The 5,210-nt window shown below is 36.1% G+C and carries 5 protein-coding genes; 1 reads left to right on the top strand and 4 read right to left on the bottom strand.

Annotated features, from left to right (window positions below):
- From H5158_RS22010 to H5158_RS22000, 3 genes are all read right to left on the bottom strand, one after another.
- On the bottom strand, positions 1–395 hold a 395-nt coding region (locus tag H5158_RS22010), incomplete at its 3' end, for a hypothetical protein (protein WP_182740916.1).
- Positions 396–1,139: 744 nt separating this feature from the next.
- Positions 1,140–1,568 carry a GNAT family N-acetyltransferase gene (locus tag H5158_RS22005; protein ID WP_182740915.1) on the bottom strand — a complete coding sequence of 143 codons (429 nt, stop codon included), beginning with the start codon at positions 1,566–1,568 and terminating at the stop codon, positions 1,140–1,142.
- A 9-nt stretch (positions 1,569–1,577) separates the two neighbouring features.
- The gene (locus H5158_RS22000; RefSeq protein ID WP_145234560.1) at positions 1,578–2,204 is read right to left on the bottom strand and encodes a LysE family translocator; all 627 of its coding nucleotides are present in this window, start codon (positions 2,202–2,204) and stop codon (positions 1,578–1,580) included.
- An 88-nt stretch (positions 2,205–2,292) separates the two neighbouring features.
- Here H5158_RS22000 and H5158_RS21995 point away from each other — a divergent pair, with 88 nt between their 5' ends.
- Complete coding sequence (locus H5158_RS21995; RefSeq protein WP_182740914.1) at positions 2,293–3,687, top strand: PLP-dependent aminotransferase family protein; 1,395 nt, start codon at positions 2,293–2,295, stop codon at positions 3,685–3,687.
- Positions 3,688–3,906: 219 nt separating this feature from the next.
- Here H5158_RS21995 and H5158_RS21990 read toward each other — a convergent pair whose 3' ends face one another.
- Complete coding sequence (locus H5158_RS21990; RefSeq protein ID WP_182740913.1) at positions 3,907–4,974, bottom strand: hypothetical protein; 1,068 nt, start codon at positions 4,972–4,974, stop codon at positions 3,907–3,909.
- Positions 4,975–5,210 lie beyond the last annotated feature (236 nt).

Here is a 5,210-nt window from a genome sequence, read left to right as displayed (position 1 = left end):
TTGACTTTATTAACTTTTACAATATCTGCCAAGCCGGAATAAATAACTTTTGTAACTGTATCATTATCGAGATATACACTTGAATAAGAAACTAATGTTCCTGAACGAACAGTTTTATGACCTTCATTTTTAAAATTAACATCCGGCATTCCAAGCAATTTTAAATAATAACCATCACCAATGTCATTCTTGAATTTTTTATAAAGTAAGGTATTACCATCATAATGATGTTCAAAGCCATTGTAATTTACATAGTAAGTATTTTCATCCTCAGCTGGAACAACTGTCAAAGTAGCAGAAAATTCAGAGTCAAAGCTATGGTAAACCTTTGGGTTTTCTTGAGCCATAGTTGTAAATGAAGTGATAATTGTTAAAAATATAAAAAGATAATTCATGATCGATAGTTAATCCTTTAACTTATATGTATTAAAATAATGCAGGTAATAGTAACTTTAAATCCAATTAAAATTGACTACTAAATAACAACGTTACTATACGCAATCATAAATCAAAATTCAAAATTTTATTACACTAAAATAAGAAACAATAACAACATGATAAATTAATTTTTTGTAACCCTATAACTTATAATATTTACATACATTCAACTTACGATCATCGAAACAAAGTAAAGTTGATTAGGTGAATTTTTGCCACAGTATTTTACCAAATTTGATCTCACTTTCAGAATTAGTGTTATCCGCGTATTTCCACGGGAACTTGAATACCTCTGACGCGTTAGCTTATTTCACTTACCAGTCAAAATAAAATAAGCCATATATAGACACTCCCTTGAAGTCAAAGCGAGCTGGTTTATAGGTTCGTAAGGCGCACAACCCACAACGAGTGTGTAGACTGCCGTTCATATGGAAATGATAATAATGAAAGCTGTAACCTGAACTCAGGACAAGGCGGTAAACATTACACCAAGAATGTACAATGCATTTTCTGGCGTAAGCATTGTTTGCATTTTACTAATTAACTGACTCTAAAAACCCAGTAATAGTATTATTTATTGATACTCTCTAAAGTGCTCACATTTTTAATAAAACGGCTATAAATACAGAATAAGGAGTTCAGCTGTAAAATAATAAAAGTATTTAACTGCACGCATTAAAACGTTCAATCCATACTTAATTTTACCGCTGTAATAATGTTGAGTACCCGCCAACTAAACACTTTTCCATTGCGAGATTGGGGCTTGCTTGGCTTTGAAAACCAAATTGTTGATAAAGTGAATGAGCGTCTTTTGTTGCCAGTGTAAAACGGCGTAATGATTGCAATTCAGGGTGACTCATTACATGATCCATCAGCTTTTTACCCAGCCCTTGACCTCTAAATGGCTCTAACACAAATACATCCAGTAAATTTGCAAAAGTGGCTTGGTCAGTCACCACTCGTGCAAATGCCAATAGCTGTTTATTTTCAATTAATGCAAAGCACAGCGAGTGTGCGAACGCTTTTTCTAACCGTTCGCGACTAATGCCTTGACTCCAATAACTTCGCTCAGATAAAAACTCAAACGCTTGGGTAAATTGTTGTGGTGACAATTGGTGAGTAAATTTCATTTTATTTCCCTACTGAATGCTTGCATTGGAAAGAAAAACTAAAGGAATTGATGCCGCAAGAAACAGTGACATAACCCAATTAAAACGTTTAAAGATATTTGGCTTATTTAGAAATTGGCGCATGTATTTGCCAAAATTCACCCAAAACAAGCCTGAGCAAGCCGCGACAAGGTTAAAAATAATCACGCCCAAAATTGCAGAAGGCCAATAGGCACCTCCTGGTAAAGTAAGTGCAGTACAAAGTGTCATTAACACTGCATATGACTTAGGATTGATCAACTGAAAAAGCATGCCTTGAAAAAAATTTAAAGGCCTTGCTTGAGCATTATCACCTTTTAATTGAGAGCTACTAGCTATCTTGTATGCCAAATATAAAATATAACCACTGGCACAAAGCTGTAGAAAAAAATGCAGCTTTGGCTGTATTAAAAACAATTTACCTAATCCTAGTAGCATTGCCAAATGCATTATCGTCATGCCTACTCGAATACCCAATAAGTGCGGTAGGGTTTTGATCACGCCAAAATGTGTGCCTGAGTGAGTAAGCAAAATATTATTAGGCCCAGGCGTAATTGACGCCGCAAAACAAAATAAAATGAGAGCCGGAGCAAGCTCAAAAACAGTAGCTGTATTCATAATGATTAATTGTATTGATACAATATTGTAGTTGTTTAATAACTATTAATTGTCATACTTATGTAAAATCATCAATATTTTTATTGTTATGAATACAATTTACAAACCGGATCACACTCTATTTAGTAGTTTGTGCAAAACACAGCCAAAATATCGCGCATTAGCCGCTTTGATTGAGCATGCTATCGACAACAAAATGCTGGGTTTTGAGCAAAAATTACCAGCCCAACGACTTCTCGCTGACAGCCTAAGTGTTACACATGGTACGGTAACTCGTGCATATGCTTTACTTGAGCAACGAGGGTTGGTTACTGCAAAACTAGGGGCTGGTACCTTTGTAAGTAAAGTTATTGAGTTAAGTCATTTTGAGGGCGACACAGACTTTGCTTCAAGCATGCAACCGATGATGGGGCAACAACATGTTATGACCAATGCCCTGCAATCGCTGTCAAAGGATCAACGTGCATTAACAGATGTGATGATTTATAAACTCAATGGACTTACCTCACATCAATATTTTTTCAAACAATGGCTAGCGGATAAGGGCTTTGATTGCTTAAACCATCCGTTGATATTTACCCAAGGTGCTCAGCAAGGAATATTCACTACGTTAGCAACCTTGTGTGAAAGTGGCGATACTGTCATTGCAGAGTCAATGTGTTACCCCGGTTTTTACCTTGCGTGTCATTCGCTTAAACTTTCATTAGCGCAAGTAAACGTGCATAGCGACGGGATTGATCTTGCGCAAATTGAAGCATTGTGTAAGTCGCGTACAATCAAAGCGGTTTACATCACGCCAAACTGTCAAAATCCAACCAATATTTGCTATAGCAGTAACAATTTAAATGCCCTACTGGCGCTGAGTCGCCGATATAATTTTTTCATTATTGAAGATGACGTAAATTACTGTTTGCCAGAGTATTGGCGATTACCATTGTGGCAACAAGCACCGGATCGGGTTTTTTATATTTCAAGCTTTTCAAAATATTTTGCAGGCGGACTACGAGCCGGTTACTTATTACCTCCACGACTTTGGGAGCAACCAATTTTAAAACAAATTCATAGTGAGTGTTGGGCGGTTTCCTCAATGAATTTTGAGTTAATAATGCGCGCCATTAAAAGTAACGAATTTACTTATAATCAAACTAAGCTAGCAGATGAGATACGCTATCGTATTGAACAAATAAAAAAGCTGCTTCAAACTTATGAGATAGATGCTCAGTTTGCCAGTTTAAATGTATATATTCGCTTATCCCAGTCGCAGAATATGTTTGAGTTTTGCAGCGTATTAAAAGCGCATAAGGTAATTGTAAGGACGCTAGATTCCTTTATCCCAGAAGTTCCAGCCCTAAAAGTAGATAATCCAAATGGTGTTCGCCTCACCCTAGGCGGCCCAGCAACCCGGGCTGAGTTTGACTTAGGCATCACCCGCGTTGAAGCCGCTTTACAGCAGTTTAATCAAACATTTGAGGTAGTTATTTAAATTTTATCATTCAATAAAATCGGGGAATCATTATTCCTTTGGGTGATGTGAACTCATACTTTTTTGAGGAAATATAGTGTTTAAAGTTCTGCGAGTTCTCTATTGCTTTTGCATTTAGTTTTGCAAATTTATATGAAATTGACATGAATATCCTTTTGCCTACCCAAGCAGTTATTTACTGCTTGGGTTAAATTCCTTTAATTTTATTATGTTACTTAACTACAGATCTACCATCAAAAATGATGTGAATTTTTGCCACAGTGTTTTACCGAACTTGATCTCGCTTTCAGGCTTAATGTTATCTGCGTATTTCCATGGAAACTTGAAAATATCTGGCGGTGTTAGCTTTTTAATAGGTTTACCCATCAAAAGATTATCGAGCTGCTCTTCATCATTAAATTCTTTTCTCAACTCGTCATCTGCTTTGGACATTTCTTTTAAAAATGACTTATCAACACGATACCAAAAATACTTAGGGCGACCATTGGCTTTATCAAATTCAGCAGTGGTTTTATCAAACTCACGGTAATATTCAAATTGCGGGATATCAGCCAAAGGCTGAGTAACATTCATAAAGTTTTGTAGCAGTTCCCAATGAATAAATGCAGATGCTATCTGGTTACTAAAAGTTTGGTCATATCGCATGCTTTGCTGATAATGTAACAAAGTAAACCCACGGTATGGAAAACCGCTTTTAGGGTTATGCTGCACCCTATAATGTGCATTAAACTCTTCAAATGGGAAAATATCGAAATCTTTCGCGTTTTTAGTTGGTACCTCCACCATTCCTGTGGCACGATTAAAAATAACAGCTAGATTATATTTAAACCTAAAAAACGGCCAAATTAACCAATTAATCAATTTAGAAACTATCCAACATAATGACAGGCCCGCTAAAAATTCTAACGCAACATCAACCGCCCCTAAAGCTAAACTAAATAACGGCATAACAAACAAGAATATAACAATACAAAAATGAATTATTGCCCAAGAAAAAATGACAAAGCCAGCAATATTAGTTGCGTTTCCTGCTAATGGCATTGCTAATTCATTTTTACCTTTTGCTAAAATTGAACGTGCATATTTTTCTGCTCCAGTAATATTACCTTTGTAGCAACTGTTTTGACTATTATCAAAACAGTGGCCAAATACACCGTCTCTCGGGTAAAACGCCTGCTTACTTTGATAGCGGCAAAACATTGAATCACGTTCATCTGTTGCGATTTCATTTCTAAATTTTGCAGCTTGCTTACCGCGATAAGCGGTTTTTGCGTATTGCTCAAACATATTCAACTTCCTTATTACCGAACTGTACTATTAACTATTTTTTCTCAGTTCGGCATCACTCCTTTGTGTAAATGCTAAACAAACTAACTTCACTACCACACGGCTTCTCTATTAACTTGGCAATCTGCTGGGTCTAAATAGGGTTTTAACTCCTCAGGAAATCCGTGTTTTTCTGTTATATCTTTATCTATTTTGAAGTAGTGCTCTATTGATTGATATAAGTGTGTCCCAAGCGG

Origin of the sequence: Pseudoalteromonas sp. SR45-6 (assembly GCF_014163545.1) — a bacterium.
GTDB classification, from domain to species: Bacteria; Pseudomonadota; Gammaproteobacteria; order Enterobacterales; family Alteromonadaceae; genus Pseudoalteromonas; species Pseudoalteromonas rhizosphaerae.
The sequence above is the reverse complement of the archived record's forward strand: the minus strand, read 5'-3'. Positions and strand labels throughout refer to the sequence as shown.

Excerpts from the sequence above, each read along its gene's own strand:
- H5158_RS22005 (WP_182740915.1), bottom strand. The coding sequence starts at position 1,568 with ATGAAATTTACTCACCAATTGTCACCACAACAATTTACCCAAGCGTTT.
- H5158_RS22000 (WP_145234560.1), bottom strand. The coding sequence starts at position 2,204 with ATGAATACAGCTACTGTTTTTGAGCTTGCTCCGGCTCTCATTTTATTT.
- H5158_RS21995 (WP_182740914.1), top strand. The coding sequence starts at position 2,293 with ATGAATACAATTTACAAACCGGATCACACTCTATTTAGTAGTTTGTGC.
- H5158_RS21990 (WP_182740913.1), bottom strand. The coding sequence starts at position 4,974 with ATGTTTGAGCAATACGCAAAAACCGCTTATCGCGGTAAGCAAGCTGCA.